Below are 26,477 nucleotides of genomic sequence, written 5' to 3'. Positions count from 1 at the left end.
TATACGAAATCATCTTAAAACAAAAAAGCATTAATAAAATACTGATGTTTGGTATTTTATTAATGCTTTTAAAGATTGTAGAACAGTTTTTATTTACCGCTTCTCTTCTCTGCCTGGTTTAAAGTTTCTTCAATTATTTTCCTCATTTGCATGGCGGCATCTAAAAGTTTTGGATTGCCATCAAAATCGCCATAAACCACAACATGCTTGGATTTTTCTTTGTACTTAAAAAACATATCGTAACGAGGAATGCTCATTGATTTTGAACTCTTTGTTCCAATCGTATCTGGAAAATTCCAAAGACCTAATTCATTTGCCTTACTATGGATATATAAAATGTCATCGCTATTTAAAGGCACTTTTTTTAGAATGATTGAATCGCGACTGTTTACATATTGATAAGAACTATCTGCAGAATTATATTGATTTTCTAAAGGATCTTTAACTCCCCATTTATAATCCATTGAAACAAAATCCTTTTTACGAAATGGAGCATTTTGGATAATTGGCTTATAATATATGTAACAATAAATAATCATCGGAACGATGATGGTGAGCGCTAAAAATATCTTTTTTCCTCTACTTGACACTTTATTTATTTTTGATTATTTGAATGATTAAACTTTTAGGTTTATGCGTCTTTTAATTCGCCTTCCCACTTACTAACTACCGCTGTTGCAATACTGTTACCCACAACATTTGTTGCCGATCGGCCCATATCTAATAGTGGATCTATACCGATAAGCAAAGCCAAACCAGCTTCTGGAATATTAAAACTTGCAATTGTACCCGCAATTACTACAAGAGATGCTCTGGGCACGCCTGCAATACCTTTACTGGTAAGCATTAAAATTAAAAGCATTGATATTTGTTGTTCGAAACTTAAATGAATCCCATAGGCTTGCGCTATAAACAGCGAAGCAAACGTCATGTACATCATCGAGCCATCTAAATTAAAAGAATAACCAAGCGGCAAAACAAAACTTACAATTTTATCTTTACAACCAAAACGCTCTAAAAGCATCATCGTTTTAGGGTAAGCCGCTTCACTACTTGCTGTACTAAAAGCAAGTAAAGCAGGCTCTTTCATATCGTTGACTAATCTGAAAATACGTTTTTTGAGAACTAAAAATCCTAAGAAAATTAATACGGCCCACAGAATACCTAAACCGAGATAAAACTCGCCAATAAAAATTGCATATGTATTTAATACAGATAGGCCTTGTTTAGCAATAATTGCAGTCATAGCGCCAAAAACGGCCAATGGTGCAAAGTTCATTACATAACCAGTCATTTTTAAAATAACATGAGCAATGGCATCAAAAGCTTTAATTACAACCTGACCCAAATCGCCAATTGCAGCTGTTGCCACACCAAAGAATAACGAGAAAACAACAATCTGCAAAATTTCGTTAGTTGCCATAGATTCGGCAATACTCTTAGGAAAAACATGGGCAATAAAGTCTTTAACACTCATTGATGCTTTTTGAATTCCTGTATTAACCAAATGATCTGGAAGCGATAACTTCATGTGTCTTCCTGGTTCGAACAAATTAACCAATATCATCCCCAAAACCAGCGACATTAACGACATTGCCATAAACCAGCCAAGCGTTTTACCGCCAATTCTTCCTACAGCTTTAATATCGCCAACCTTTGCAACTCCAACTACTAAAGTTGTAAATACTAATGGAGCAACAATCATTTTTATTAGTCGAAGGAAAATATCGCTTAACAGAGTAAAATACTCCAGTTTTTTTTCGCGAATTTCTTCGTTCTCTTTTTTGATTTTAGCATTTAACTTTTTATCAACTTTGAGTTGAGTAAACTGAGCAGTTGTGGTATCGGTAGATTTTGCAATGCTAACTTCTATGTTTTTAACTTTTGCATCAGCGTTAAGTATATTTTGATTATAAACATTAATAGAATTAACATTTAGAATGTAGCCTAAAGCAATTCCTGCAATCAGCGCAATAAAAATAAAAAGCGTGAGTTTGTTTTTCTTCATGAATGATATAAGTTTGTGGCCCTGTTAATTCGGTAAAACTACGATATTTACCGCTTGTAACAAATTTTGATTTCTGCGATAACCAAAAATTAATATAATTTTGGCTATCCTGTAACAAAAAATGCAATCAAACATCTAAAACGCAATTATAACCTAGTAAATGGAACAAAAAGATAAGCTATTTAAAGAGATTTTCGATTCGAATTCCAAAAAAATATTCCATTTATGTTACGGTTATACTGGCGATACTGATTCAGCAAATGATCTTTTACAGGAAACATTTTTAAAAGTTTGGCAAAACCTCGATAAATTCAGAAACAAATCTCTTATCTCTACCTGGATATATAGAATTGCCGTAAACACTTGTTTAACCTATTTGCGTTCAGAAAAAAGACAGGCAAAAGACGAATTAACTGATAATATAATCGAAAGTAAAATCGAGGAATTTTCTGAAAAGAATGAGCAGGTTGCGCTTCTCTATACCTGCATTTCCAAACTCGAAGAAAATGATCGTTTAATTATCACCATGGTTTTGGATGAGTTACCATATCACGAAATTGCAGATATTTCAGGTATTAGCGAAGGCAATTTAAGAGTGAAAATCCACCGTATTAAACAAAAATTAACAGAACTATATAACCAGTATGCAAGCGTTTGATCAAATACAGGAGTTGTGGCAAAAGCACGAGGTAGAAGTTAAGGTTTCTGCTGATGAAATGTTACAACAAGCTAAAAAAGAAGTAAATGGATTAAAGCTAAAATCGGCTTTAAATATCCTGGGCATGCTTGCTTCGTTTATAGCCATTGCTGCTTTGTGGATATTTTACCATTTCGAATCGTGGACTACACACGTGGGCATTAGCATAACTATTATAGCAATTGGTGTTTATACCTTAATTCTTTATCGTGATTACAGATTAATCTCAAAAACTGATTTCACGGTTCACCCTAATGAATATCTTAACAACTTAAAAACCTATCAATTAAACCGTTACAAGCTTTACAACTCGCTATATTGGTTTTATGTTATCGCTTTATCATTAGGCATTATATTCTATTTTGTAGAAATTTTGGCTTATTTTAATATGGCTCAAAAGGTTATCGCAGTTGGTTTAACTTTTTTATGGATGCTTTTCTGTTCTACAATTTTAAGGAAAGCAGTAATCAAACGTGAAAAAGAAAGAATCTCATTATTGATCGAAAAATTTGAGCGCATAAGCGGACAAATTTCGGAATAAGATAATTTAGGCACGGTTTTTTCAATAGATTAATTCTATGAAAAACCTGCTTATTGCATTTTTATCTCTACTAATTATACCACTAGTTTCTTTTAAACAGGATTTTACAGAACCCGTTCAGCTAGATTGGAATATACATTTTAAAGGTAAGCCTGATAACAATTCTCCTTTTTATGCGCTTACCGCGATGACCTGGAAGTATAGTTACGGTTCTACTGTTTATCGTAACCGCGTTGAAATAAAGCTGCAAAATGAAATAAGCATTGATAAAAGCCGTTCGTGGGTTAAGCTCGATAAAGTTAAAACTGAAGAATCGAGACAAAACCTTTTGCATCATGAACAAGGCCATGTAAATATTCAATATGTTTTATTAATGGAAGCCGATCGGGTTTTAAAGAATCGCAACTATTCCGTTAAAAACTACAAGGCTCAAATCTCACAATTAGCCAACGAAATTAGTAACTACTTCGACACCATGCAGAAAAACTATGATGAAGAAACTGAACATGGCAGCAATCATAAAATGCAGGCCCGATGGGATAAAATAATCAGCGATAAAATGGAAGAATCTAAAGCAGCTGCTGAGCTAAAATAATTTTGGTAAAAAAATTATAGCGCCAATCAAAACCGCTAAAATTGCAGTAACTAATACTCCAGCCGCTGCTAAATCTTTAACAATTTTTATTTGGGGATTAATTTCAGAAGTCACAACATCAGCCAATTTTTCTACTGCAGAATTGAATATTTCTGCTGCAAAAACGATTGCTATCGCCGAGATAATTGCAATCCATTCTAGAGTCGATAAGTTTAAATATAAAGATAGTGCTATTGCTAAAACTGCCGCTAAAAGATGAACCCATCCATTATGCTCATTTGTAAAAAATAATTTTAAACCATTAAAAGCATGTTTAAAGCTCTTGACTCTCGCAATGATTGAAAACTCTTTATCTTTCATTTTATAACCTACAAAGGATGTAATTTAAGGTTTAACTTCGCTGGTTGAAAAACTGTTTCCGCTTAATTTATATTGATATGTTTTAATTATTTTTTTAGTAGAATCAGCTTCATCCTTAACAGGAAAAGAACGAAATAAATCACCATTTTTTATAAAAAATTTATCATCACCAATATAACCTTTCTTTTGATTTGAACTTAATGAAGGAAAACTTATTTTATTAAAATTACCACCAGAATATTCGAAAACATTTAAATCGAGTACATTTTTTTTACTTAAAAGCTGGATATAAATTTCAGGAGCTCCATCATTATCCAAATCCATATTCCAGGCATCAGTCATTACTCCTTTCCTTTCAGCAGCTTCTGACTTATAAACACTTTTAACTGAATCAGACATCAAAATTTGATAACCACCTATAGAGTCTACGCCTTTTCCCCAACTTACAATTTCGAAATTGAGCCCAGGTTTTACTTCAATATCTTTATAAAATTTAAAAGGGTTTTTCTCCGTTTTTGGATTATCAATTCTAACTTCTTTTACAGGTTCGGCTTCGGAGCATGCAAAACAAAACAGCATCCCTGCCAAAAGCAAAAGATGCTGTAATGTATAATTTTTTATTTTCATTTTATTGGGGACAATTTTATGTTGTACCAAATTAAGAAAATAGCTTTTTAAAACAAAAGATTTTATTTCTTCGCTTCTGCCTTAACCTCTGGAGCACCATTATTTAAAATGGTTTCGCTTGTAACACTTCTTCTGCCACTTGGTGCAATAACTATTGTTCTTAAAGTTCTTTTTTCGCCTTGCGGAACAGTTACTTTTACAGGTGCAGTATATAAAAATGCATTTTCAGAAGGTCGAGAACCATCTAAAGAATAATAGATTTTTCCGCCAACAACAGGGACTTTTAAATCGATGGTAAAATCGCCACCAGTTAATGGTTTATCACTCTGTCCGATTGGTGTAGGAATCCAAAAATTAATATTCATCTTATCTAAACGGGCTAAGTGAGCAGGTAAACGTTCTTCAGTAAAATTCTTTAAATCTTTACGCTCTACAGGACTCCAGGCAATTTCAGATAATGCCATTATACGTGGAAAAGCATGATTTTCAGCTTTTTCTGGGGTTTTGATATATTCTGTCCACATATTAGCCTGAACGCCTTTTATATATTTTCTTTGATCTGCTGTTAAAACTTTCGGAACTGGATCGTAGCCATAAATCTTTTGGTAAGGTGCAAATCCTCCAATTGTTACAGGCTCATCTGGTGAGTTAGACTGTTTATGATCGATGTATAAACCCATAGAACCTGGCGTCATAATTACATCGTGATTTTGTTGGGCTGCAGCAATTCCACCATCTTCACCTCTCCAACTCATTACAGTTGCATTTGGTGCCAAACCACCTTCCAAAATTTCATCCCAACCAATAATCGAACGACCTTTTCCGTTAACGTGTTTCTCTATAGTTTGAATAAAATAGCTTTGTAATTCATGCTCATCTTTTAAGCCTTTTTCTTTCATTAAAGCTTGGCAAAATGGCGATTCTTTCCAGTAAGTTTTCGGAGCTTCATCACCACCGATGTGAATATATTTTGATGGAAAAATCGCAATTACTTCATCAAGGATATTATTTAACATCGTAAATGTATTTTCTGATGGAACGAAAATATCATCAAAAACACCCCATGTTTGCTGTACTTGTTTTCCTTTTCTACTACCTGACCACGGTGTTTTATCACTTACAAATGTATCTCTATCTGGAAAACAACTTAATTCTGGATAAGCAGCAATTGCCGCCGATGCATGACCAGGTAATTCAATTTCTGGAATAACTGTTATGTATCTTTCGGCTGCATATCTTACAATTTCTTTGGCTTCATCCTGCGTGTAAAATCCTTTTACTTCGGTTAAATAATTACCATTTCCAGGGTAATTACCAATAATGGAACCATTTCTAGACGAACCTACTGTAGTTAATTTTGGATATTTTTTTATTTCTAATCTCCAACCTTGGTCATCAGTTAAATGCCAGTGGAAGGTGTTAATTTTATAATAAGCCAATTGATCCAAATATTTTTTAATAAATGAAATTGGAAAAAAATGACGACTTACATCGAGCATTGTTCCTCTGTAGCCAAAACGAGGATAATCATTAATGTCAACCGCTGGAACCATAATTTTATCGCCAGTTTTGCTTGGTAACATTTGCATAACCGATTGAACGGCATAAAATAAACCTGCGCCTTTACCTGTAAGTACGATTTGTGTTGGTGTAACTTTGATTGTGTAACCTTCTGCAGGTAATTTATCTGCTCCTGCTGAAGTTAAAACAATGCTTTTTTGATTTGGCTGTGAGATTTTAGTTTCGCGTAATGCAAAACCTGCTTTTGTAACTACAAATGCGTTTAATAAATCAGCCGTCTTTGCGCCGTCGATGCTTTGATTAATTAAAACAGTTGTTTTATCTAAAATAAAATTGCCGTTTGCTCTGGTAACGGAAACTGGAGCAGGGATAATCCCGAGGTTGGGATCAAGCTGCGCAAATGCACTGGTGCTGATTAATACGCCAATAAAAATCGAGAATGCTTTGTTCATGGTTTGATTTAGGTTAAGATAATTTAATTTATTTCAAACTAAGATAGAGATTACAAAAAGAAACTGAACCTCACTTTTTCGTTACAAACCTAGTCAAACGTTTGTTTGCAGTTATTAACAAAGGTTTTGCCTCGTCTAAATTACCTGTAAGTGATTGCTTTTTGTAACAACCTGGTGGGGAAAAACTAACCCAAGAATTACTGTATTAACTGCAATAAACAGGATTGCAGCGACATACTTTTAGCGGCTTGAGGGCAGGTTTGCGTGCAGCTAAAAGATATAGCGTAAAGCCTGAACCAGCTTTAAAAATTGCCTAAATCTTGCTTTACAAAAAAAGAGAAACCTTATTCAGATTTCTCTTTATTAAATATTTTAAATGATTTTATGCTTCGATTGGATGTTCTTTAGCAGCTAGATACCTCTCTGCATCGAGAGCAGCCATACAACCAGAACCCGCAGCTGTAACTGCTTGTCTGTAATACATATCCTGTACATCGCCACAAGCGAAAACACCTTCAATGTTGGTTAATGTAGATCCTGGTTTGGTGGCTAAATAACCTGTTTCATCCATATCCAACTGACCTTTGAAAATATCGGTATTTGGTTTGTGACCAATAGCCACGAAGAAACCCTCGACAGGAATTTCTGATGTAATATTTGTTTTGTTATCGATAACTTTAACTGCAGTTACATTTTTACCATTACCTAAAATTTCTTCAGTTTCGGTATTGTAATGAACAACAATATTTGGTGTTGCTAAAACACGGGCAACCATTGTTTTCGATGCTCTAAACTCATCTCTACGAACCAATAAATGAACTGTTTTACAAAGTTTAGCTAGATATGTTGCTTCTTCTGCAGCGGTATCGCCCGCACCAACGATTGCAACATCTTGTCCTTTAAAGAAGAAACCATCGCACACGGCACAAGCGGAAACCCCAAAACCATTATATTGTTGCTCACTTGGTAAGCCCAACCATTTTGCTGTTGCACCTGTGGCAATAATTACGGTATCAGCGGTAATTGTTTTAATTTCATCGACAACAACTTTGTGTGGTGTTGAAGAAAAATCTACTGAACTTACATAACCGAAGCGGATATCTGTACCGAAACGTTCTGCTTGTTTACGAAAGTCTTCCATCATTTCTGGGCCCATAATTCCTTGTGGATAACCAGGGAAATTTTCTACATCAGTTGTTTGTGTTAACTGGCCGCCAGCTTGCATACCAGTGTACATAATTGGCTTTAAATCGGCTCTTGCTGCGTAAATTGCTGCCGTGTAACCTGCAGGACCTGAACCTATAATTAAACACTGAACGTGTTCGTTTTCTTGTGACATTATATTGTGTTTTTGAAATTCGAATATTGATTACAAATTTAACTCTTTAAACAATTGTTGGCAAGTGCGCATTGTCAACATAGTTTACTTATTAACAGTAACCTAGAAAATTATCTTTATTCTTGACTAGTAAGATTGTTATTTTCCCTTATTGGCCTTTAAAACCCGAATTACATTTCCGCCAAGAATTTTCTTGATATCACTTTCAGAATAACCATTTTTAACTAATTCTACTGTTATTTTCGGATAATCAGCTACGCTATTCATACCTATTGGAAAAGATTCTGCACCATCAAAATCTGCTCCTAAACCTACATGATCTATTCCAATTAATTTTACAATGTGATTTATGTGTTTTACCAACAACGATATTGGTGGTCGAATTGCTTCGGCTTCTTTTGGATGATTAAAAATCAAACTATCTATACCATTGCTCCGACCATATTTAGCGCTCAAAATTTTAAGTTCGTTATCATATTTGGCCAGGAAAGCTTTCTGTTTATTATTGAATGTAGAATCTAAAAATCCACTATAAAAATTTATACTAATAACTCCCCCATTTTTACCGACTGCTTTTATTTGTTCATCTTTTAAATTACGAGGAACAGGATTTAATGCAAAAGCACAACTATGAGAAACAATTACAGGCTTCGAACTTGTAGAAATAGCATCATAAAAGGTTTTTTCACCTACATGAGATAAATCGACCATTACACCAAGATTATTTAATCGCTCCACAACCTGCCTCCCAAAATCATTTAAACCTGCATTTTGAGGTTTTACTTTACCTGTGGTTTCTTCGGTTGCCGAGCTTGACCAGGATGTGCTATTATTCCAGGTTAAAGTAAGATAAGCCATACCGCGTTTAGCTAAACTATCAATATAATCTAATCGGTTTTCAATCATGTGTCCGCCTTCTACGCCAATCATAGCCGCCAGTTTATTTTGCTTAACTGCCTTTTCTAAATCAGCGGCTGTAGTTACGAGTTGTATTTTATCAGGATATCTTTTAATTAAACTATACAAGGAATCAATTTCTTGATTAGCAACAGCATAACCACCAGTTTCATCGCACCAGATAGAAAAAAACTGTACATCTAAACCGCCCTTTTTTGCCCTAACTAAATCGAAATTTCCTTTAGGCTGAAGTTTGCCTATATCAATTCCAGACCTTATCTGATTAAACAGAATATCGCCATGCGTATCTATAACTATAGCATCTTGATGAATTTTATGAGAGTTTTGAGCATAAAGATTAGTTTGCAATAAAGCGAATACAATAAACAGCAGGGAGATTTTCATATTTTAAATATAAAGCTTTTAGTATCCAGTTAACAAAACATCTACTATGTAGAAATAAAAAAACGCCTAAGCAAATTTAAATTCCTTACAGTTTTATGAATTTATGTTTGAATAATTCCGACATTAAATTTTTTGGTAATTGGCGATTGATTCGCAGCTTCAATACCCATCGAAATCACTTTTCTGGTTTCTAAAGGATCTATAATTCCATCAACCCAAAGTCGTGATGCAGCATAGTATGGAGTAGTTTGACTATCGTATTTATCGGTAATTTCTTTTAGCAATTCTGCTTCTTTTTCGGGTGTGATGACTTCGCCTTTTGCTTTTAAAGATGCCTCTTGAATTTGTAACAATGTTTTTGCTGCCTGAGCACCGCCCATAACTGCAATTTTTGCTGTTGGCCAGGCGTAAATTAACCGAGGATCGTAAGCTTTACCACACATCGCGTAATTACCTGCACCATAAGAGTTGCCCATTACAATAGTAAATTTTGGAACAACTGAGTTAGCTACTGCATTAACCATTTTGGCACCATCTTTAATAATACCACCATGCTCCGAACGACTTCCAACCATGAAACCTGTAACATCCTGCAAAAATACCAAAGGAATTTTTTTCTGGTTACAGTTCATTATGAAACGAGCCGCTTTGTCGGCACTATCAGAGTATATCACGCCGCCAAACTGCATCTCTCCTTTTTTCGATTTTACAACCTTTCGCTGGTTAGCTACAATTCCAACCGCCCAACCATCAATACGACCTAAGCCACAAACAATACTTTGCCCGTAACCTTGTTTATATTCTTCAAATTCAGAATGATCAACCAAGCGGTTAATAACATCCATGATCTCATATTGCTTGTCGCGGTTTTCTGGAATAATTCCATACAATTCTTCCTCTTTTTCTTTGGGTTTAGCAGCCTTTATTCTATCAAAACCTGCATTCTGTGGCGAACCTAACATACTCATAATGTTGCGGATACTATCTAGACAAGCCTCATCATTTGGGTGCTTATAATCAGTTACGCCAGAAATTTCGCAATGTGTTGTTGCGCCACCTAAAGTTTCGTTATCTACCTCCTCGCCAATAGCCGATTTTACCAAATAAGAACCAGCCAAAAATACCGAACCAGTTTTATCAACAATCATGGCTTCATCGCTCATAATTGGCAAATATGCACCGCCAGCTACACAAGCCCCCATAATTGCCGAAATCTGAACAATTCCTTCTGAAGACATAATCGCATTATTTCGGAACATCCTACCGAAATGTTCCTTATCGGGAAAAATTTCATCTTGCATTGGCAAATAAACCCCTGCACTATCCACCAGATAAATTACTGGTAAACGGTTTTCCATTGCAATTTCCTGCACACGAAGATTTTTCTTTGCAGTCATCGGGAACCAGGCACCTGCTTTAACGGTTGCGTCGTTAGCTACAATCATACATTGCCTGCCGCTTACATAACCGATACCACAAACTACGCCTGCAGATGGACAACCACCTTGCTCTGCATACATTCCGTCGGCAGTAAAAGCCCCAATTTCTAAAAAGTTAGAATCTTTATCAATGAGATAATTAATTCGCTCACGAGCTAATAGTTTTCCTTTTTCTTTTTGCTTGGCGGCATTTTTTTCTCCGCCACCTTGATATATTTTTTTGAGTTTGGTTTTCAGCTCATAAACCAGCTGCTTGTTCACATCCTCGTTTTTATTGAATTCGATATTCATGCAGGCAATTTAAATTTATTTTTATAAAAAGCGTGGCGACCAAAACGGTTTCTGGTCTAACTTCGTTTTTAATCACAAATTTTGCTAAGTGGTAATGCGAAGTGCTCAAGGAATTATGACTAAAAAACTTTGCATCCTTAAGGTTAAATATCATTTAAAATAATATTTTTGATGCAAACGCTAACCATGGAACTCACCGTAAATATCCCAGCATTATTATTTCCTGCTATTAGTTTAATTATGTTAGCTTATACTAATCGATTTTTGGCGTTAGCTGCTTTGGTAAGAAGTTTAAAAGCTAAATATGAAGAGGGAGAAAAAAATATTGGCCTTCAAAATCAAATAAAAAATCTTAGATACCGATTAAGGCTTATAAAAAATATGCAGGCTTTTGGCGTTTTGAGTTTTGCTAGCTGCCTTTTTTGTATGTTCTTTATTTATCTGGAATGGAATATTGTTGCAGAAATACTTTTTGCGCTGAGCTTAGTATTTTTCATGGTATCTTTAATTATTTCACTAATCGAAATTCAAATTAGCACCAAAGCTTTAGAACTAGAATTAAGCACACTCGAAGATTTAGAAGAAGAATCTATCAGTGGTTTTATTAAAAAGAAATTCAAGAAAGAATAAATACCACCTGAGGAACTATTACTAATAATGCTCCTTAGATGGCAAAAAAATGCAAGCTATTAAGCTGTGATAAAGTGATATAAGAACACTACCTCTGCTGTGAACGCAGGTTTCTTTTGGTCTTCAATTTCCATTTCAATACCCATGTGTACTTTAGTTACACCGCGTAAATTTACAATTGATGAGAGTTTTGCTTTTAATCTAATTTTGCTATTAACAATTACAGGTTGCGCAAATCTCAAACTTTCGATGCCATAGTTAATTTCCATTTTTAAATTCTGAATATCAACAATCTCTTTCCATAAATATGGAATTAGCGAAAGCGTTAAATAACCGTGAGCAATAGTAGCTTTAAACGGACCTTCGTTTTGCGCTCTTTCTTCATCAACGTGAATCCATTGATGATCTAAAGTTGCATCAGCAAACTTGTTAATTTGTTCTTGATTAATAGTGTGCCAAGAAGAAACACCTAATTCTTTACCAAGAAATTGTTCAAACTCGGCATGAGAAGTAATAATTTGCATTGTAATATATTTTTGTCGCCCTGTATTTAGCGGTTTTAAAATTGTTTATTGTTATACTGATAATTTCTTATGTTAAGTTTCTATCTCTAAACCAAACTTCGTCTGGAACGGCAGAAAAATTATCCATTTTATCGATCAAGGCTTCAGCATCCGATTCGTTGAACACCAAATCGCGATTGGCAGGTTTAAGAAATTTGCTTTGCACCATCATTTCCATTTGCGCAAATAACGGATCGTAAAAACCATTTACGTTTAAAACACCTATTGGTTTGTTATGTAAACCTAACTGCAGCCAGGTAAGTACTTCAAAAAACTCTTCAAGGGTACCAAAACCGCCAGGCAAAATTACAAATCCATCGCTTAAATCGGCCATTTTTTGTTTCCGTTGATGCATATTTTCTGTTACAATCATTTCTGTAACGCCCTTATGACCAACTTCTTTATCCATTAAAAACTGCGGAATAACGCCAGTTACCAAACCACCCAACTCTAAAATATCATTGGCTAGAACACCCATAACTCCTACACTTCCACCACCATAAACCAATCTTATTTCTTGTTTTACAAGTGTTTCTGCTAATTGTTTAATGGCTTTACGTAGGGTTACATCACCATTAAAATTAGAACCACAGTATACACAAACTGCTCTAAGCTTATTCATTTAAATTTAAAATTTACCGAAGTTAAGATTTTATCGTCGCTCTGTAAATTTTAATTCTGCACATAACTGTTAATTAACCTTTTTTCAGCTTTTTCGAAAGTAATTTCAATAGTTAATTTTAATTTCTAACCTTCTATCATTGCAAGTTCTCATTGCAAAGAAGCCTATAAACGTAAAATAATAAATAATCCTTTTAACAAAAAAGCGCCGAATAAATCGACGCCTTTTAACCAAATATAAGAGAGAAAAAAGATTTTTATTCTAATGGGTAAATATACCTACATGTAAAATACTAAAAAGCATAACGCAAAGTTAAACCGTATGTTCTTGGATCGCCGAGTACCCCAGCGTATAAACCTGAGTTACCTGCAGCAGCTTGCAATTGTTCGAAGTAGTTTTTATTACCAATGTTTCTGCTCCACGCGAACAGCGAGAATTTATCCGATTTAAAACCTAATCGAGCATTAATTAACGAATAACCACTAACATTTAAAACTCTTGACGGCGTTGGGTTGGAAGAATAATCTGAACGATAGCTAATATCGCCAGCAATAAAATATCTGCCTTCTTTTGTCGCTAAATTTCCTTTTATACTAAACTCCGCACCACCAGAAGTATTCCATTTCGAAATACCTGGCAGTCTGCCTCCCGATGCATCTTTAAAAGCAACCTGAGTAGATACTCCATTAATAATTTCTGTATGTCCCGTTTCTTCTAAAGGCAACGGTGCATTTGTAAATTTAACATACTTGCCATCAAGGTAAGCCACAGCTGCATTTAGAGTCAAAAATCTTTCTAATTGATAGGTTCCATCAATTTCTAAACCGCGTACCTTAACTTTTTCTGCATTAGCTAAGTAACCTCTATTTACACCAAGTTGTGGCGATTGCACATTAGTTTGATAATCTTTAATATCTGTATTAAATGCAGTTACATTTAAAATTGCACCTTTAGTTGGTTTAGTTTTAATTCCTAATTCATAATGCTGAACATATTCTGGTTTTACAACCGCTAAAGTTAAATCGGCCTCACCTGTAGAAGTTGTTGGCAAACCACCTACATTAACTCCAACTGGTTTATAAGCCGTTGAAAAAGTTCCGTATGCATTAATTTTATCTGTAGGTCGATAAGAAACCGTAAGGTTCCCTGATAAATTATTATTATTCGTATTAATATTAAATAGTTGATTACTATAAACCGCTGCTTTAAGTGCTAGCAAAGCAGCATCCGTTGTTTGTAAACCTCCATAAGTTGTTCTGCTGTAATCAACATCTTTTTTGTCGTAAGTAAAACGAATACCTGGTAAAACGTGTAGATGCTTTACAATTTCATAATCTACCTGTGCAAAAACCGCAGCACTTAAAGATTTAATTGTAGAATTTGTCTTAATTCCGAAACCATCTAATAACCCTGGGGTCGAATATAAAGCCTGACTTCCTGTGTTAGCTGTTTGTACAAATCGCCATTGATCTTTACCAACTTCTTCTGTTTGATCCAAACCTTTTAAATTTTGTGCAAGGGCAAACACACCGATTACACCACTTAGTTTTTCGCTTAAATTACCAGCATATCTAATTTCTTGTGAATATTGATCGTGACGAGAGTTACCTTGCGACTTGGTAAGAGCAGCAAGCTCAGAAAAATCCCTATCGTTAGTTGGATCCCAATTCCAGAATCTCCATGCTGTTGTAGAAGTTAAAGTTCCTCCGCCTATTTTGTAATCAACATTTACGGATAAACCGCCAATAGATTGATTGTGTTTCCAAGGCGTGTTGGTATTAATTTCTCTAGAAAAAGGATCTACTTTCTGCTGACTGTAACCTAAATCTGAAACAATTCTAGCGTATTGACGGAAAGCGCTTCTTTCTGTTGCTGTAACTCCTGCTATCACTAACGGATAACCTGCTGGATGCTGAATGCTTGCATCCCCACTTAATAACACAGATAATCGATCTGATGGTGTGTAATATAACTGCCCTTTAAAACCTAAATTATTTTGACCGCTATAACTACGTTGTTCTCTTGTATTGTAAATCGTACCATCGCGTTGTGTTCCTGAAATGGATAATCTTGCCGCCAGATTTTTAGCCACAGGACCTGTAATTGAGGTTTTTGCCTGAATAAAATTATAATTACCAAAACTTAATTCCACTTTTCCTCCTGGAATTTGACTCGGTTTTTTAGTAGTAATGTTAAATGCACCAGCAGTTGTATTTTTTCCAAAAAGTGTTCCCTGAGGGCCACGAATTACCTCAATCTGGTCTATATCAATAAAATCTGTCGATGTTGCTGCTGGCCGAGCCTGATAAACGCCATCTACATAAAAACCAACACCTGGATCAATACCATCATTAGTTAACCCAAAGGTAGAACCTAAACCTCTAATGTTTAAAGTAGTGTTTCTGGCGTTCGATGCATACAACTGTACAGATGGAACCAGTTCTTTTAAACGATTAACATTAAAAGCACCAGCATTTTCAGCTGCTTGCCCACCAATTACGGTAATGGGAATAGGCACATCTTGTAAAACTTCCGACCGTCTTCTTGAGGTTACAACGATTTCGTCTAATAGCGCATTTTCTACCAATACTAATTCGATGGGCGTATCTTGAATATTTAATATTTGAAAATCCTGAGGTTTATACCCCACAGAACTTACCTGAATATAAAACGGAGGCTGTTGTTTGGGATTAATACTAAATACTCCAGCAGTATCTGCACTTACCGAAATATTTGTTCCCCTTACTTTTATAGTTGCATTTGGAATTGAGATGCCATTGCTACCTTTTACTACTCCTTTTACAGGATTTTGAGCAATGGCAAAACTTGAAGAAATTATGATTGAAAATAGAATGAGTAAACTTTGTTTCATGATGAATTTAGGTGTTGGGTTAGATTTTAGTGGATTAATGCTGCTTTCGAATTTGTTTTGTTTGAGCGAATAGACGACAGCAACAACAGTGTTGGGAGGTGAAAATAGTGTGTTTCATTTTAATTTACATTAAATCTATAGATTTAGTAGTCAAATATATAAAAAAAACACAACTACCAAATTTTATTTTGCATAATGTAAAAATTTAAGTGCTGCTCATTTAGAATATTTGCTCAATCAAATGGATTTAACGCCATTTAAATCGTATTGTTAAAAGCTTCTGATAAATAGAAAACCCTTATTCGAAAACGATAAATAAGGATTTTGAAAGCAGTAATCTGCTAATATTTTACAGTAGTCTGGCTTTACACTAAATCTTTTTACCCTTATTCTTCGACTCCGCTCAGAATGACAGGCTAAAAAGGATATCGTTTCAATCCCGTTTAATTGGCCAGGCTATTGCAATTATTTTAGGTTCCACGGCACAATTTTTTGTTATTAAACCTGACAATAGCGGCAGCCCCGATTTTTTTATGAGGGCTACAGCGAATGGCAGGACTGTACTAACCGATCAGCATTGAACATTCATTTACGAAAATTAAAGTTTAGCTATAAAATAAAAACGAGGCTATCGTTACCGACGCCTCGTTTCTCATATTTTACAAACTACATATTTGTAAGAATTTCTCCCTGCTTTCGAATCAAGGCTTAGCGAAAAGCTTTCCGCATTGAGCCTTTAAACTTAGGTTTATCTTGTGTAGTTTGGTGCTTCTTTAGTAATTGTAATATCATGTGGATGACTTTCACGCATACCAGCTGCAGTAATTTGAACAAATTGTGCTTCTTGTAAAGCTTCGATATTTGCTGCTCCACAATAACCCATACTTGCACGTAAACCACCAATGTACTGGTACATAACCTCAGCTAAAGTACCTTTAAATGGTACACGACCAACAATTCCTTCGGGAACTAATTTCTTAATATCATCTTCTACATCCTGGAAATAACGATCTTTAGATCCTTGTTCCATCGCTTCGATAGAACCCATTCCGCGGTAAGATTTGAATTTACGTCCTTCGTAGATGATGGTTTCACCTGGCGATTCTTCAACACCTGCAAATAAAGAACCTGCCATTACTGTACTTGCGCCAGATGCAATTGCTTTAGCAATGTCGCCCGTGTGTTTAATACCACCGTCGGCGATAACAGGAACTCCAGTACCTTTTAATGCTTTAGCGCATTCGTAAACGGCATATAATTGAGGAACACCAACACCAGCAATAATTCTTGTTGTACAAATCGAACCAGGACCAATACCAACTTTTACTGCATCAGCGCCAGCATCTGCTAAAAATTTAGCTGCTGCACCTGTTGCTATATTACCTACAATCACCTGTAATTCAGGATATTTTGCTTTTACTTCTTTTAATTTATCAACAACACCTTTTGAGTGACCGTGAGCAGTATCGATTGTAATTACATCAACTCCAGCATGAACCAATGCATCAACACGTTGCAAAGTATCGGCAGTTACACCAACCGCAGCACCAACGCGTAATCGGCCACGCTCATCTTTACAGGCAGCTGGGTAATTTTTAACTTTAGAAATATCTTTGAAAGTAATTAAGCCACTTAAATATCCATCTTTACTAACTACTGGGAGTTTCTCGATTTTATGGTTTTGAAGAATTTCTTCTGCTTGCACAAGGTTTGTTCCTTCTGGTGCAGTAATTAAATTCTCTTTAGTCATTACTTCCGCAATCGGTCTTGTCATATCCTTTTGGAAACGTAAATCGCGATTAGTTATAATGCCTACTAATTTATTATCGATACTAACCACAGGAATACCACCGATTTTGTGTTCTTTCATAATTTTGAAAGCATCAGCAACAACAGAAGTTTCTAATAAAGTAACAGGATCTTGAATCATTCCGCTTTCCGAACGTTTTACCTTACGAACCTCGTCAGCCTGTCTTTCAATAGTCATGTTTTTGTGCAACATACCAATACCGCCATTTTGCGCAATTGCAATAGCAAGTTCAGCTTCTGTTACGGTGTCCATAGCGGCAGAAATCAATGGAACATTAAGCTTAATTTTTTTTGTTAAGAAAGTGGCTGTATTTACATCGCGAGGCAGAATTTCAGAATATGCGGGTACTAAAAGTACGTCGTCATAAGTTAAACCTGTAGCAATAAATTTTGTGGAATCGAGTTGCATAGAAAATAAATTAGGATTTATTATATGCGGGGCAAAGATATGGAAAATAGGCGAAAATAAAAGTATAAACTTTAAAATTGATAAATATTAGCCTTTGCTGACAAATTAAGAATTTAAGATTTTTGCGCACTGAATCTAAAAATTTATAATCGACATACTTAATTCTATTAAATAGTTTTTTATTATTGTAGTAACCAAACTATAATTAATACATGCGAAAAACCGCTCTCACTCTCCTATTCCTTATGCTATGCATTTGGATTACGAATCTTTATGCCCAAACTAAACCAACAATCAAAAAAGACTATAAATTTGGCAAGGTTCTTCCCTCCGAATTTGAAATCAAGCCAAATAGCCAAGACTCGTCTGCCTCGGCAATTAAGTTATTTGATATTGGAAACTGCTATTTCGAAATAAGTAGTACATCAGGTAGTTTTGTATATGTATATGAAAGACATGTACGTTATAAAATTTTAAATAAGAATGGCTACGATTTAGCTAATTTTAAAATTGAGTTGTATAAAAACAGTAATTCCTCGAAAGAAGATTTGAACTTTATGGATGCTGCGACTTACAATTTTATAGATGGCAAAGTAGCAATCAGCAAACTGAACAAGGATGCTAAATTTAGTGAGGAGTTTAATAAAAATTACATCTTTAAAAAATTTGCGCTTCCAAATGTAAAAGAGGGCTCAATTATCGAATTTAAATACAAGATCAAATCTGATTTCATTTTTACTCTTCGTGGATGGCGATTCCAAACAGACATTCCAACACTATATTCTGAATATAATGTAAATATACCCGAATACTTAAATTACAAAATGGATGTTGCTGGTTATTTTGCTGTAAACCACACAATTCATAGAAGTGAGGGCGCAAGTTATGTTCCAGGGATTTCATCAAATGCAATGCATGATCAATATACAGCAGAGAATGTACCAGCATTAAAAGATGAAGCATTTATTACAACAATCGACGATTATATTCCAAAGATCAGTTTTGAGCTTCAATCTACTAGTTTCCCTAATCAATTGCATCAAGATTACACAGGAACATGGCCAAAAATTATTAGCAGCCTTGCTTCTGACGAAAACTTCGGCTTGTTCATAAATAAAAATTCTTATGCAAAGTCGGTTTTACCAGGAATATTAAAAGGTGAAAAAGATACACTTAAGGTTATAAAATTAATTTATGGTTATGTGAAAAGTAATTTGAAATGGGATAAAGAATATTCAAAATACACAACAGCTGTAAATCCAAAAACCATTTTTGAAAAAAAGACGGGTTCATCAGCAGATATAAATCTGTCATTAATCAGCTTGCTTAAAGAAGCAAAAATAATGGCCTATCCAGCATTGGTAAGTACCAGAAGTAACGGAACCCATCCTGGATACCCAATTATTTCGAAATTTGATAATGTTATTGCTGTAACGTCAATCGCTGGAAAAACTTATTTTATTGATGCTACAAATAATGATTTACAATTTGGTATGGTAGATTATGAAAACCTAAGCCATCAGGTTTTTTATATGGATTTGAAAAATTCTGCAGGCCAGTGGATCGATATGGAGCCTGAATTTGCTCAAGAAAGGATATTTTCATATAATCTTGTGTTGGATAAGGGAAATAAACTTAGAGGTCAAATAAATGAATATTCTAAGGGTTATGCTGCTTTCGAACGAAGAAACAGATATAGGAAAACAAATAATGAAGCCGAATTTTTAAAAAACTATAAAAAAGACAAAGTTGGTTTAGAACTTTCAAACTATAAAATTGAAAACTTAGATCTTTTAGATGAAATTTTAACGGAATCGATGAATGTTGTTATTGAGGATAATGTAGAAGAAGCTGGGAATTTGGTTTATTTTAATCCATTATTATATGAAAAAACAAAGGAAAATATTTTCAAACATGAAGAGAGAAAATTCCCTGTTGATTTCGCGCATCCCATTAAAGAAACTTATCGAATAGTTTTAAATTTCCCTGAAGACTATGAGGTTGAAAAATTGCCAAAGAGCGCTGCTTATAAATTGCCTGATGGAAACGGAACATTTACCATAAGTTATGTTAGCGAAGGAAAGGTACTTATGGTAAAAAGTACAATCGCTATTAATAAAACTTTATATGCTCCCGAAGAATATTTTGACTTAAAGGAATTATTTAAAGCAGTTGTAGATAAACAAGCAGAACAAATTGTATTTAAAAAGAAAAGTTAATGAAATATTTATTCTATTTATTTTTAACGGTTTTCATTTTAAATTCTGCTAAAGGGCAAGGTTTGTATGATGTTGCAAAAATCCCTGAAGATTTAAAGCGAGAAGCTGCCGTTGTAATCAGAAATGAAGAACAATTGTTCGAAGTAAAAAGTGTAGGAAGTGCTCAAAACAATTATAAAGTTGCTATTACTATTTTAAATAAGGCTGGCGACGAATATGCTGAAATGCAAGAATTTTATGATAAATTTTCCTCAATATCTAATATAAAAGCCTCATTATATGATGCCTCAGGAAAAAAAATCAAAGATTACAAGTCTTCAGAAATAAAGGATCAGTTATCATCTGATGGTTTTTCCTTATTTCAGGATAATCGGGTAAAACTCTTAAAATTTGTAAACAATAGTTACCCTTTTACAATCGAATATAGCTTTACGCAGGATTTTAACGGTTTATTATATTTTCCAACCTGGAGAGATATTAAGGGTTTTGGAGTATCTGTTGAAAAATCAGTTAACATCATCCAAAAAAACAAAAATTACCAACTTCGGTATTTAATAAGCAAAGGCCTTAAAACGGATTCAACCATTATTGGCGATAAAGTACGATATAAGTGGGAAAGTGTAAACATTCCTGCAATTAGTAGAGAACCGATGTCTATTGGGATTGATAATGTCTCTTCTTGGGTAAAGGCTTCACCAAACGAATTTGAGTACGACAACACCACTGGAAATTTTGATACGTGGAAAAATTTTGGTTCTTGGATATATAAATTAAATGAAGGAGGAAATAAGCTTCCCGAAGCTACCAGATTGATGGTTCAAAACTTGATTAAAGATGCAAAAACTCCAAAGGAAAAAATCAAAATATTGTATAATTATCTGCAGCAAAATACCCGTTATGTTAGTGTGCAATTAGGGGTTGGTGGCTTTAGACCTATTTTGGCTGAAAAAGTGGCGCAAGTAAACTACGGAGATTGTAAGGCTTTATCAAATTATATGAAAGCATTACTAAATGAAGCAGGCATTCCTTCTAACCTGATCGTTATTGGAAATGGTATGCCAAGTTTAAATACAAATTATTCGAGTATTGGTCAGGCTAATCATATGATTTTGTGTGTGCCTTTAGCAAAAGATACAACGTTTCTAGAATGCACTAGTCAGTATAAACCGATGGGATTTATCGGTTATGATAATGCCAATAGAAATGTTTTAATGATTACCGACTTAGGCGGAAAAATTATAAAAACACCAACTTACAGTTCAAAAGACAATTACCAAATTAGAAAAACTAAAATAGATTTTAATAATGAAGGTATTGCAAACATCAATATAAAATCTTTGTACGCAAACGCACAATTCGAAGATAATTTTAATGTGTTGCTCAAAGAGCCCACAGAACAGCGTAAAGCATTAATCGAATCTAACATTATTCCAGGAGCTGAAATACTTACGTTTAAATTTGAGCAAGCAGATAAAAATGTACCAATAATGGCTGAAGATATTAGCTTAAGAAGTAACCAGCTATTTACTAAAGGTGGAGATAAAATTTTCTTAATGCTAAATCAAGTAAACAGAAAAGAAAGTGTTCCAATTAAAGTAGAAAATCGAAAAACCTTTTTCGCAGTTTCATTAAGTTACAATGACGAGGATGAAATTATTTACACACTCCCTAAAAATTACACCGTAGAGTTTCTTCCGAAGGATATCTATCTAAATTCAGAGTTCGGGTCTTATTCTGCAAAATTTGCTATGAAAGATAATGTCATCACCTACACTAGAAATCAAACAATGACTGATAAAAAATATCCTCCTGAAAAATATAATGATTATGTAGATTTCTACAAGAAAATTTTTCAGGCAGATAAGCAAAAAGCAGTTTTAACCAAAGCGTTATAAAAATCAATTAGAATTATGATAAGCGAAAACCAATATTTTGATGGCAATGTTAAATCTTTAGGTTACGAAACTATCGATGGCAAATCGACCATTGGAATAATTAATCCTGGAGAATATAAATTTGGTACGGCCCAAAAAGAAATTATGACCGTAGTTGAAGGTGAGTTATTGGCTTTACTTCCTGAAAGCGAAGAATGGGAAACCTTTAGGGCTGGAAGTTATTTTGAAGTCCCTGCAAATTCTTCTTTTAAAGTTAAGGCTACATCTCAAACTGCTTATTTATGTCAATATAGATAAATAAAAAAGGAGCAGAAATTAAATCTGCTCCTTTTAAAATCAATTAAATTTATAAATCGACTTACTTCTTCCCTACTACAACTTCAATAAAAGTGTCAGTAGTTAAATATTTATTCGCAAGCGCAAGAATTTCATCTGCGGTTATTGTCTTTACCTTGTTAATATAGTTTTCATAATAAGTGTAATCCAATCCCGAGAAGTAGATGTTTTTGAATTTATCTGCATGCGAGAAAACATTCTCTAAACTGCCCAGCATAGAGCCTAACATATAGTTTCGCACTAAATTCAGTTCCTCTTCCTCTACTAATTCAGTTTTTAAAAGATTAACTTCTTTATATATTTCCTTCAATGCATCGGCACAAACATCAGTACCAACTTCTGTTGCAATAAAGAAATAACCTGCATTTTGCAAAGAAACTATTCCCGAACCAATTCCGTAAGTATAACCTTTGTCCTCGCGAATGTTATTCATCAAGCGTGAACCAAAATATCCACCTAAAACAGTATTTAAAATCTGTAAACCAGCAAAATCTTCGTGCTTACGGTTAATCGCCAACTGCCCTATTCTAATTGCAGATTGTAAAGATTCTGTTTTCTCTTTATAAACTTCTTTTTGAATTGATGCAGGAAAACTAAAAGTATTTTTTAAAGCATTACTTTCTGCCCAATCTTTGCCAAATTGTTCGTTTAAAAGACTAAAACTCTGCTCACTAAATTTACCAGACACAATAACCGTACAATTATTTGGCGTGTAAGCAGCTTTGAAATAATCAACTAAATCATTTCTTTTTACTTCATCGTAGTGTTTAAGTTGAATATCTACACCATAAGCTGTATCTCCAAACAAAGCATTCGAAAATTCTTTTCTCGAAAGAATATCGTTTTTCTGTAAGTTAACCTGTAATTTCTGTTTTTGGTTTTGGATATAAATATCAAGTTCCTTTTGAGGAAATTCGCTATTTGAAAGTACATCTTTTACAATCGGTAAAACAGATGCTAAGTGTTTGTTCAGTGTGTAAAGCGTTACAGTCGATTGATCCTGACCATATTCTGTTTGAAAGAATGCGCCATAAAAATCGATTTGTTCGGCAATTTCTTTTGAAGAAAGTTTAGCAGTTCCGTTATTAAGCATTGCGCTAACAGCTATTGCTTGTAACGGTTTTTCTGGGTTCCAGTTTACATTTTCGAAAATAAATTCGATGCGTACCAAATCCTGCTCACCAGAATAAATGGTAAAAACAGGAACTCCATTATCTAAAGTGCTTTTTTCTGGTTGAATAAAATTTATGATGGAAACCTGTTTAAAATCAGGTGCGAGCGTACGATTAAGCATTTTCTTCAGTTAAGTAATACAAAGTTGATGATGAATTTTTATCAAAAGTTTCAGTTGATATTCTTTTTATATCTTCTGCTTCAACTTCTAAATATTTAGCAGCCTCCTGGTTTAAAATATCTGCATCGCCAAGCAGTTCGTAATAAGCAAGATTCATTGCTTTATCTAATAAGCTCATTTCAGAAAACACCAAAACGGATTCTACCTTATTTTTTACCTTGGTTAGTTCGTTTGCGCCAACCAGTTCCGATTTAATTTTCTCCAGCTCTTCCCAAATTGCAGCTTCAGCTTTCTCAATAGAAACACCTTCTACTAATTTACCTTCAACTATAAACAATCCTGGATCTAAACTGCTAGATATATAAGCATTAATATCACTAAAAAGCTGTTGTTCCTTTAACAAACTATTATGCAAACGAGATGATTTTCCGCCAGAAAGGATATCAGAAAGTAAATCAAAAGCGTAATAATCATTGCTTAATCGGCCAGGCATTTTAAAAGCAACATAAATAGCATTTAACGGCACATTAGCTTTAACAGTTTCAGTTCTTGCTTCATTTTGCTTATCCTCCTGAGGTAAATTTCTCTCATATTTATCTCCTGATGGAATTGGTTCAAACCATTTTTCGGCAAGTTTTTTTACATCTTCTGTTTTCACATTACCACCAACTACTAAAATTGCGTTCTGTGGATTGTAATGTTTGTTAAAAAATGCTTTTACATCGGCCATTTTAGCATCTTCAATGTGCGAAAGCTCTTTTCCTATTGTTGCCCAGCGATAAGCGTGTTTTTTATAAGCCAGAGGACGTAATTTTAACCAAACATCGCCATAAGGCTGATTTAAATAACGTTGTTTAAACTCCTCTGAAACAACATTAATTTGAGTTTCAAGGCTTTTTTCTGAAAAAGCAAGACTTAACATTCGATCGCTTTCTAACCAAAATGCAGTTTCTATATTTTCTGCAGGCAAAGTGATGTAATAGTTAGTAATATCGTTACTGGTAAAGGCATTATTTTCTCCTCCAACACGTTGTAAAGGCTCATCGTAATTTGGTATATTAACTGAGCCACCAAACATTAAATGTTCAAATAAATGCGCAAAACCTGTTTGTTCTGGGTTCTCATCACGAGCACCCACATCATATAAAATATTTAAAACTGCCATTGGAGTTGTAGCATCTTCATGTACCAAAACTTTTAAACCATTGCTCAGTGTAAAGCGTTTAAAATCTACCATATAATTTTTTAGAACCGTAAAGATATTATTTTGGTTGGTTTGTTTTTTAGTTGGTTTGTTTTTTAGTTGTAAAGTCATCGAAAACATCTAACCAACCGACACCTAAAAATCTATATTTGACATCCAAAAAACCAAACAACGAACAAACCAACAAACCATTTCTTATCTTTGTACTATGGATACAGCCGATTTACTACAACGGGCATTACATTTTGATTTTCTAAGCCTTGAAGAAGGTGTACATTTATATCACCATGCGGATACAGCATCTTTAATGTTTGTAGCCAACGAACTTCGTAAAATTCAGGTTCCGAGTGGTAAAGTTACCTGGCAAATTGATCGGAATGTTAACACCACAAATGTTTGTATTGCAAACTGTAAATTCTGTAATTTCTTCCGTAGACCAGGCCATGATGAAAGCTATATAACTGATATTGAAACTTATAAGGTTAAAATTGAAGAAACCTTTCGTTTGGGCGGCGACCAGCTGTTATTACAAGGTGGTCATCATCCTGATTTGGGCTTAAGTTTTTATGCTGATTTATTCAAAAAATTAAAGGAATTATATCCTGATTTAAAACTTCATGCATTAGGTCCGCCAGAAATTGCACACGTTGCAAAAATCGAGGGAATTAGCCATACCGAAGTTTTAAAAACTTTAAAAGAGGCTGGAATGGATTCTTTACCTGGTGCTGGTGCGGAAATATTAAACGACCGTGTTCGTCGCTTAATTTCAAAAGGTAAATGTGGCGGACAAGAATGGCTTGATGTAATGAGAGCTTGCCACCAATTGGATATTACAACTTCTGCAACGATGATGTTCGGGCATGTGGAAACAATAGAAGAACGTTTTGAGCATTTGGTTTGGATTAGACAGGTACAAAGTGAAAAGCCTGCCGATGCAAATGGTTTCTTGGCCTTTATTCCTTGGCCTTTTCAGGATGACGGTACTTTACTTAAACGTTTACGTGGCATTAGCAACAATGTAACTGCTGATGAATATATCCGCATGATTGCTTTGAGTAGAATTATGTTGCCAAACATTAAAAACATTCAGGCAAGTTGGCTAACAGTGGGTAAAGCAACTGCCCAACTTTGTTTACATGCTGGTGCAAATGACTTTGGATCAATCATGATTGAAGAAAATGTGGTTTCGGCTGCCGGTGCACCACATCGTTTTACAGCGAATGGCATTCAGCAATCGATAAAGGCTGCAGGTTTTGAGCCTCAATTACGCGGACAAAAATATAATTATCGTGATTTACCAGAACATCTAGAGGAGCAGGTAATCACTTACTAGTCATATCAATTGATTAAATATTTAGCTTTCGCTCCTGGCGAAAGCTTTTTTTTTGCAATTTCCTCAAATGCGGAAAATTAATCCGCAAATTAGTTTGCAATCAAGGTAATTGTGTAGTA

22 protein-coding genes are annotated in these 26,477 nt (G+C 34.5%); 8 read left to right on the top strand and 14 right to left on the bottom strand.

What is annotated here, in order from left to right; all coding sequences use genetic code 11:
• Nucleotides 1-89: 89 nt before the first annotated feature.
• Nucleotides 90-590 (bottom strand): hypothetical protein, encoded by a 501-nt coding sequence (locus ABD692_RS18090; RefSeq protein WP_344769211.1) that lies wholly within the window; start codon nucleotides 588-590, stop codon nucleotides 90-92.
• A gap of 41 nt (nucleotides 591-631) precedes the next feature.
• Entirely contained in the window at nucleotides 632-2,008 is a 1,377-nt protein-coding gene (locus tag ABD692_RS18085; RefSeq protein ID WP_316761484.1) for a dicarboxylate/amino acid:cation symporter, read from the bottom strand.
• Between the two features lie 160 nt (nucleotides 2,009-2,168).
• Here ABD692_RS18085 and ABD692_RS18080 point away from each other — a divergent pair, with 160 nt between their 5' ends.
• From ABD692_RS18080 to ABD692_RS18070, 3 genes are read left to right on the top strand one after another with little or no spacing between them, the layout of a single operon-like run.
• Entirely contained in the window at nucleotides 2,169-2,666 is a 498-nt protein-coding gene (locus tag ABD692_RS18080) for an RNA polymerase sigma factor (protein ID WP_316761481.1), read from the top strand.
• Nucleotides 2,653-3,246 carry a hypothetical protein gene (locus ABD692_RS18075; RefSeq protein WP_316761478.1) on the top strand — a complete coding sequence of 198 codons (594 nt, stop codon included), beginning with the start codon at nucleotides 2,653-2,655 and terminating at the stop codon, nucleotides 3,244-3,246. Before ABD692_RS18080 ends, ABD692_RS18075 begins: the two co-directional genes overlap by 14 nt.
• Before the next feature lie 37 nt (nucleotides 3,247-3,283).
• On the top strand, nucleotides 3,284-3,841 hold the full coding sequence (locus tag ABD692_RS18070; RefSeq protein WP_316761470.1) for a DUF922 domain-containing protein: 558 nt from the start codon (nucleotides 3,284-3,286) through the stop codon (nucleotides 3,839-3,841).
• Here the strand turns inward: ABD692_RS18070 and ABD692_RS18065 are convergent.
• The 6 genes from ABD692_RS18065 to ABD692_RS18040 all read right to left on the bottom strand — a co-directional run bounded on the left by ABD692_RS18065 (nucleotide 3,833) and on the right by ABD692_RS18040 (nucleotide 11,172).
• Complete coding sequence (locus ABD692_RS18065; protein ID WP_344769207.1) at nucleotides 3,833-4,201, bottom strand: diacylglycerol kinase family protein; 369 nt, start codon at nucleotides 4,199-4,201, stop codon at nucleotides 3,833-3,835. The genes ABD692_RS18070 and ABD692_RS18065 overlap by 9 nt on opposite strands.
• Before the next feature lie 24 nt (nucleotides 4,202-4,225).
• Complete coding sequence (locus ABD692_RS18060) at nucleotides 4,226-4,828, bottom strand: hypothetical protein (protein ID WP_344769205.1); 603 nt, start codon at nucleotides 4,826-4,828, stop codon at nucleotides 4,226-4,228.
• Between the two features lie 62 nt (nucleotides 4,829-4,890).
• Nucleotides 4,891-6,801 (bottom strand): beta-N-acetylhexosaminidase, encoded by a 1,911-nt coding sequence (locus ABD692_RS18055; RefSeq protein ID WP_344769203.1) that lies wholly within the window; start codon nucleotides 6,799-6,801, stop codon nucleotides 4,891-4,893.
• Between the two features lie 382 nt (nucleotides 6,802-7,183).
• On the bottom strand, nucleotides 7,184-8,140 hold the full coding sequence (gene trxB, locus ABD692_RS18050; protein WP_344769201.1) for a thioredoxin-disulfide reductase: 957 nt from the start codon (nucleotides 8,138-8,140) through the stop codon (nucleotides 7,184-7,186).
• Between the two features lie 138 nt (nucleotides 8,141-8,278).
• Complete coding sequence (locus tag ABD692_RS18045; protein ID WP_344769199.1) at nucleotides 8,279-9,442, bottom strand: dipeptidase; 1,164 nt, start codon at nucleotides 9,440-9,442, stop codon at nucleotides 8,279-8,281.
• Nucleotides 9,443-9,543: 101 nt separating this feature from the next.
• Nucleotides 9,544-11,172, bottom strand: coding sequence for an acyl-CoA carboxylase subunit beta (locus tag ABD692_RS18040; protein ID WP_344769197.1), 1,629 nt, complete (start codon nucleotides 11,170-11,172; stop codon nucleotides 9,544-9,546).
• A gap of 171 nt (nucleotides 11,173-11,343) precedes the next feature.
• On the opposite strand from ABD692_RS18040, the gene ABD692_RS18035 reads away from it, so the two are divergent.
• The gene (locus ABD692_RS18035; RefSeq protein ID WP_344769195.1) at nucleotides 11,344-11,802 is read left to right on the top strand and encodes a DUF2721 domain-containing protein; all 459 of its coding nucleotides are present in this window, start codon (nucleotides 11,344-11,346) and stop codon (nucleotides 11,800-11,802) included.
• A 59-nt stretch (nucleotides 11,803-11,861) separates the two neighbouring features.
• Here ABD692_RS18035 and ABD692_RS18030 read toward each other — a convergent pair whose 3' ends face one another.
• The 4 genes from ABD692_RS18030 to guaB all read right to left on the bottom strand — a co-directional run bounded on the left by ABD692_RS18030 (nucleotide 11,862) and on the right by guaB (nucleotide 18,077).
• Nucleotides 11,862-12,326 carry a MaoC family dehydratase gene (locus ABD692_RS18030; protein ID WP_316761448.1) on the bottom strand — a complete coding sequence of 155 codons (465 nt, stop codon included), beginning with the start codon at nucleotides 12,324-12,326 and terminating at the stop codon, nucleotides 11,862-11,864.
• 67 nt (nucleotides 12,327-12,393) lie between these two features.
• Complete coding sequence (locus ABD692_RS18025) at nucleotides 12,394-12,987, bottom strand: LOG family protein (RefSeq protein WP_344769193.1); 594 nt, start codon at nucleotides 12,985-12,987, stop codon at nucleotides 12,394-12,396.
• Between the two features lie 292 nt (nucleotides 12,988-13,279).
• Nucleotides 13,280-15,859: a TonB-dependent receptor gene (locus tag ABD692_RS18020; protein ID WP_316761443.1), complete on the bottom strand. Its 2,580-nt coding sequence runs from the start codon at nucleotides 15,857-15,859 to the stop codon at nucleotides 13,280-13,282.
• A gap of 748 nt (nucleotides 15,860-16,607) precedes the next feature.
• Nucleotides 16,608-18,077, bottom strand: a complete 1,470-nt coding sequence (guaB, locus tag ABD692_RS18015) for an IMP dehydrogenase (protein WP_316761441.1) — start codon at nucleotides 18,075-18,077, stop codon at nucleotides 16,608-16,610.
• Nucleotides 18,078-18,322: 245 nt separating this feature from the next.
• Between guaB and ABD692_RS18010 the strand changes: the two genes are divergently transcribed.
• From ABD692_RS18010 to ppnP, 3 genes are read left to right on the top strand one after another with little or no spacing between them, the layout of a single operon-like run.
• Nucleotides 18,323-20,296: a DUF3857 domain-containing protein gene (locus tag ABD692_RS18010; protein ID WP_344769190.1), complete on the top strand. Its 1,974-nt coding sequence runs from the start codon at nucleotides 18,323-18,325 to the stop codon at nucleotides 20,294-20,296.
• Nucleotides 20,296-22,191: a DUF3857 domain-containing protein gene (locus ABD692_RS18005; protein WP_344769188.1), complete on the top strand. Its 1,896-nt coding sequence runs from the start codon at nucleotides 20,296-20,298 to the stop codon at nucleotides 22,189-22,191. Before ABD692_RS18010 ends, ABD692_RS18005 begins: the two co-directional genes overlap by 1 nt.
• Nucleotides 22,192-22,206: 15 nt before the next feature.
• The gene (ppnP, locus tag ABD692_RS18000) at nucleotides 22,207-22,488 is read left to right on the top strand and encodes a pyrimidine/purine nucleoside phosphorylase (RefSeq protein WP_316761434.1); all 282 of its coding nucleotides are present in this window, start codon (nucleotides 22,207-22,209) and stop codon (nucleotides 22,486-22,488) included.
• Between the two features lie 61 nt (nucleotides 22,489-22,549).
• Here the strand turns inward: ppnP and ABD692_RS17995 are convergent, their stop codons facing one another.
• A complete protein-coding gene (locus tag ABD692_RS17995; protein ID WP_344769186.1) occupies nucleotides 22,550-23,821 on the bottom strand; it encodes a M16 family metallopeptidase in 1,272 nt (423 codons plus the stop codon).
• Nucleotides 23,814-25,058, bottom strand: coding sequence for a M16 family metallopeptidase (locus ABD692_RS17990; protein WP_344769393.1), 1,245 nt, complete (start codon nucleotides 25,056-25,058; stop codon nucleotides 23,814-23,816). The genes ABD692_RS17995 and ABD692_RS17990 overlap by 8 nt, the downstream gene beginning before the upstream one ends.
• A gap of 175 nt (nucleotides 25,059-25,233) precedes the next feature.
• Between ABD692_RS17990 and ABD692_RS17985 the strand changes: the two genes are divergently transcribed.
• A complete protein-coding gene (locus tag ABD692_RS17985) occupies nucleotides 25,234-26,358 on the top strand; it encodes a CofH family radical SAM protein (protein ID WP_316761430.1) in 1,125 nt (374 codons plus the stop codon).
• Nucleotides 26,359-26,477: the final 119 nt, after the last annotated feature.

Source organism: Pedobacter ginsengiterrae (assembly GCF_039537385.1).
In the GTDB taxonomy this organism is placed as follows: Bacteria; Bacteroidota; Bacteroidia; order Sphingobacteriales; family Sphingobacteriaceae; genus Pedobacter; species Pedobacter ginsengiterrae.
Note: the sequence above shows the minus strand (reverse complement) of the source record. Positions and strands in the feature narration are given on the sequence as shown.

Excerpts from the sequence above, each read along its gene's own strand:
- ABD692_RS18085 (WP_316761484.1), bottom strand. The coding sequence starts at position 2,008 with ATGAAGAAAAACAAACTCACGCTTTTTATTTTTATTGCGCTGATTGCA.
- ABD692_RS18080 (WP_316761481.1), top strand. The coding sequence starts at position 2,169 with ATGGAACAAAAAGATAAGCTATTTAAAGAGATTTTCGATTCGAATTCC.
- ABD692_RS18075 (WP_316761478.1), top strand. The coding sequence starts at position 2,653 with ATGCAAGCGTTTGATCAAATACAGGAGTTGTGGCAAAAGCACGAGGTA.
- ABD692_RS18070 (WP_316761470.1), top strand. The coding sequence starts at position 3,284 with ATGAAAAACCTGCTTATTGCATTTTTATCTCTACTAATTATACCACTA.
- ABD692_RS18065 (WP_344769207.1), bottom strand. The coding sequence starts at position 4,201 with ATGAAAGATAAAGAGTTTTCAATCATTGCGAGAGTCAAGAGCTTTAAA.
- ABD692_RS18060 (WP_344769205.1), bottom strand. The coding sequence starts at position 4,828 with ATGAAAATAAAAAATTATACATTACAGCATCTTTTGCTTTTGGCAGGG.
- ABD692_RS18055 (WP_344769203.1), bottom strand. The coding sequence starts at position 6,801 with ATGAACAAAGCATTCTCGATTTTTATTGGCGTATTAATCAGCACCAGT.
- trxB (WP_344769201.1), bottom strand. The coding sequence starts at position 8,140 with ATGTCACAAGAAAACGAACACGTTCAGTGTTTAATTATAGGTTCAGGT.
- ABD692_RS18045 (WP_344769199.1), bottom strand. The coding sequence starts at position 9,442 with ATGAAAATCTCCCTGCTGTTTATTGTATTCGCTTTATTGCAAACTAAT.
- ABD692_RS18040 (WP_344769197.1), bottom strand. The coding sequence starts at position 11,172 with ATGAATATCGAATTCAATAAAAACGAGGATGTGAACAAGCAGCTGGTT.
- ABD692_RS18035 (WP_344769195.1), top strand. The coding sequence starts at position 11,344 with ATGCAAACGCTAACCATGGAACTCACCGTAAATATCCCAGCATTATTA.
- ABD692_RS18030 (WP_316761448.1), bottom strand. The coding sequence starts at position 12,326 with ATGCAAATTATTACTTCTCATGCCGAGTTTGAACAATTTCTTGGTAAA.
- ABD692_RS18025 (WP_344769193.1), bottom strand. The coding sequence starts at position 12,987 with ATGAATAAGCTTAGAGCAGTTTGTGTATACTGTGGTTCTAATTTTAAT.
- ABD692_RS18020 (WP_316761443.1), bottom strand. The coding sequence starts at position 15,859 with ATGAAACAAAGTTTACTCATTCTATTTTCAATCATAATTTCTTCAAGT.
- guaB (WP_316761441.1), bottom strand. The coding sequence starts at position 18,077 with ATGCAACTCGATTCCACAAAATTTATTGCTACAGGTTTAACTTATGAC.
- ABD692_RS18010 (WP_344769190.1), top strand. The coding sequence starts at position 18,323 with ATGCTATGCATTTGGATTACGAATCTTTATGCCCAAACTAAACCAACA.
- ABD692_RS18005 (WP_344769188.1), top strand. The coding sequence starts at position 20,296 with ATGAAATATTTATTCTATTTATTTTTAACGGTTTTCATTTTAAATTCT.
- ppnP (WP_316761434.1), top strand. The coding sequence starts at position 22,207 with ATGATAAGCGAAAACCAATATTTTGATGGCAATGTTAAATCTTTAGGT.
- ABD692_RS17995 (WP_344769186.1), bottom strand. The coding sequence starts at position 23,821 with ATGCTTAATCGTACGCTCGCACCTGATTTTAAACAGGTTTCCATCATA.
- ABD692_RS17990 (WP_344769393.1), bottom strand. The coding sequence starts at position 25,058 with ATGGTAGATTTTAAACGCTTTACACTGAGCAATGGTTTAAAAGTTTTG.
- ABD692_RS17985 (WP_316761430.1), top strand. The coding sequence starts at position 25,234 with ATGGATACAGCCGATTTACTACAACGGGCATTACATTTTGATTTTCTA.